This is a genomic window from Streptomyces sp. NPDC001970 (assembly GCF_053594115.1).
This window is the reverse complement of record NZ_JBSFDW010000102.1, coordinates 1-2,435: the sequence shown is the minus strand read 5'-3', so window position 1 is coordinate 2,435 and position 2,435 is coordinate 1. Positions and strand designations below refer to the sequence as shown.

Sequence of the window (2,435 nt, the reverse complement as noted above, 5' to 3'; positions counted from 1 at the left end):
ACCGCCACCGACAACGACTGACGAACCACCGAGGCCGCACAATGGCTCACGATTGAACCGTTCGAACTGGTCCCAAATTCAGCCGTTGCCGACACGAGTTCGTACGCTGGATCCGCACATCGACCTCGCGGATCTCCCGGGCGAGGGCATCCGCCTGACCGCGCAGTTCCGCGACCGGAAGCGCGGAAAGCATCATCAGCTCGGACCGGAGCTGCCGGCCGTATCCCCGCTCGCCCTTACCCGCCGCCGCGTCCGCCGCCGCGGTGACCACAGAGTGACGCAACCGCAGGACATCCCGGCGTGCGAGGGCATCGGTGAGCGTGCCGTCCGGACCCATCTCCACGGTGGCATTGGTCCGATTGATCCGCCGGATCAACGTTTCTAGAGCGTCCAGCACCTCACCGGCCTCAGCCAACAGCTGAGCTGCATCCTCGGCGGGCGTCTCCCCTTCCTGATACCGCGCACTGCTGACGACACGCGCTCGCAGCTGTTCTACACGGCGCGTCGCCTCCGCACGTTCTGCCAGTGCCTCAGCAAGCTTCACTGTCTCCACCTCCCCCTCCATTAGCCCGCACGAGTATACGAGTGCGAACCGGCTCATACGGACCTGCATTTTGATCCGCCGCAGCCCTGACCAGCCACTGGAGTGAGAGCGGACAGCCACTCAGAGCGCCACGAAAGGGAATCCGACAGCACGAACGAGAACGACTGGGAATCCCCAGTTTCAGCGCGACGGGACATCATGCATGTCTCAGCGCCACGTTGCGCTGCATACGCCGAGGCTGTGACCTGCGACTTCTCGCGGTGTCTCACGCTGCTTCATCTGCGGTTGTCTCGGCTCGCGGTGCATCCCCGCCAGGTTTGCTGAGGCCGCTCCGGACGGGCAGATCGCTGACCTGCGGTGTCTCACGGCCCGCTATCACCCGGGACGGCTGTTCGGTCGGCTGTGTGGGGGTGCCGTACGGCGGGAAATGCGGAGGTCGTTCTGCCGCCGGATGTTCGACCGCAACATCACGCTGCGCGGGGGCATCGCCCCGGTCCGCGCCTGCATTCCCCAACTCCTGCCGGATGCGCTCTCCGGGGCCCTCGATCCGGGGCCCGTCTTCGACGGTGCCGTCCCCCTGGCCGAGGTGCCGGACGGTTATCGGGCGATGGACGACCGGTCGGCGCTGAAAGCGCGCATCACCGTCAGAGTGCGGGGGCCGGCGGCGCGGGTGTCGTTCCTCCCGTGCCGCGTGGCGCCCTCGTGATGTCAGGCGGCGCGCTTCACGTGGCGGACCAGCCACATCAGCAGGGCGTCCAGGTCGGCGGCGGCCGAGAGGACCCGGTCGACCGCCTCGGGGGTGTGCAGCCACTGCTCGCAGCCGAGGGGACGGGTGGCGATCAGCGAACGGTGGCGCAGCAGGTTTGTACGGGAGTGGTCCGTCGGATAGCCGCGCGGGGGGCGTTTCATCACGTCCCCGGAGATGTCGTAGCCCTTCTTCCGCACGTCCTCGACGATGGCGGACAGTTCGCGGCCGCTCCCCTCGGAGGCCACGGCTTTGCGGAACATGTCCACCTGGCCGGGATCGGGGTACCACCAGGCGCCCTGGATCTGCAGGCCGTCCAGGGAGAACCGGAGACCGATCTCGATCTTGCGGCCGAGCCGGATCACCGCGCCCTGGTGCTGCCACCACCAGGAGTCGGTGCGGTAGTGCCAGACGGAGAAGTCCTCGTACCGGGGGTCGGTGTCCGCGACCTCGTTGAGCAGGGCGATCATCGGCTGCCGGACCAGGCGTTCGCGGTCCGCGCGGTAGCGCTCGCGGGTCGCGTGGGTCGGTTCGCCCTGGAGCTGCCACAACACGTCCATGGCCTGCTCCGGCCAGCCGGTGAACTGTCCGCGCATGCGCGCAGGTTAGCTCACCCATGATCCGCGTGCGGGGAGAGTGAGACGGGCAGGGAGGCGTAGCCCCAGACATGGTGGGAGGCGTTGCGGCGGGGCTCGTCGGCCAGTTCGATGTGCCGTGCGCGGTGGGCGAGTTCGTCGAGAAGCACGGAGAGTGCAGTCGATATGAAGCGGGCGGTGAGATTGTGCAGCCGAACTTGAGATCCCACAATAGCCTGGGATCTCAAGGGGGGCTTGGAGGTGTGTCATGCCCCGCCCTGTGTGGTCCGGAGCGGTCAGCTTTGGCCTGGTCACTTCTCTGAACTGGGCCGTGCTGTGGTCCGGCGCTCGGCGTCGGGGTGTCGGTAAGACTCGTGCAACCAGGTACACCCGTTTGAGTTCGCCCAGGTCAGCGGTGCCCTATTGATCGGTGGGGAGGCGTCCGACGGCGTCTTCGAGGTCGGCGTGGGTGGGCAGTAATGGTGGAGTCGGGTATTGGAACTGCCTGAATGCCCGGGGCTTGACCGCGATCACGGCGCCGTTGGCCATGTAGATCACTCGTTCCATTCGA

Annotated in this window: 4 protein-coding genes; 1 reads left to right on the top strand and 3 read right to left on the bottom strand. The window is 67.0% G+C overall.

Going from position 1 to position 2,435, the window contains the following annotated elements; all coding sequences use genetic code 11:
* Window positions 1-46: 46 nt before the first annotated feature.
* Entirely contained in the window at window positions 47-544 is a 498-nt protein-coding gene (locus ACWCP0_RS41970) for a DIP1984 family protein (RefSeq protein ID WP_451083963.1), read from the bottom strand.
* 451 nt (window positions 545-995) lie between these two features.
* On the opposite strand from ACWCP0_RS41970, the gene ACWCP0_RS41965 reads away from it, so the two are divergent.
* Window positions 996-1,250 carry a hypothetical protein gene (locus tag ACWCP0_RS41965; RefSeq protein ID WP_451083962.1) on the top strand — a complete coding sequence of 85 codons (255 nt, stop codon included), beginning with the start codon at window positions 996-998 and terminating at the stop codon, window positions 1,248-1,250.
* Between the two features lie 2 nt (window positions 1,251-1,252).
* Here ACWCP0_RS41965 and ACWCP0_RS41960 read toward each other — a convergent pair whose 3' ends face one another.
* Complete coding sequence (locus tag ACWCP0_RS41960; RefSeq protein WP_351234197.1) at window positions 1,253-1,885, bottom strand: DUF2461 family protein; 633 nt, start codon at window positions 1,883-1,885, stop codon at window positions 1,253-1,255.
* Between the two features lie 14 nt (window positions 1,886-1,899).
* Window positions 1,900-2,094, bottom strand: coding sequence for a hypothetical protein (locus tag ACWCP0_RS41955; RefSeq protein WP_451083961.1), 195 nt, complete (start codon window positions 2,092-2,094; stop codon window positions 1,900-1,902).
* Window positions 2,095-2,435 lie beyond the last annotated feature (341 nt).

Excerpts from the sequence above, each read along its gene's own strand:
- ACWCP0_RS41960 (WP_351234197.1), bottom strand. The coding sequence starts at position 1,885 with ATGCGCGGACAGTTCACCGGCTGGCCGGAGCAGGCCATGGACGTGTTG.
- ACWCP0_RS41965 (WP_451083962.1), top strand. The coding sequence starts at position 996 with ATGTTCGACCGCAACATCACGCTGCGCGGGGGCATCGCCCCGGTCCGC.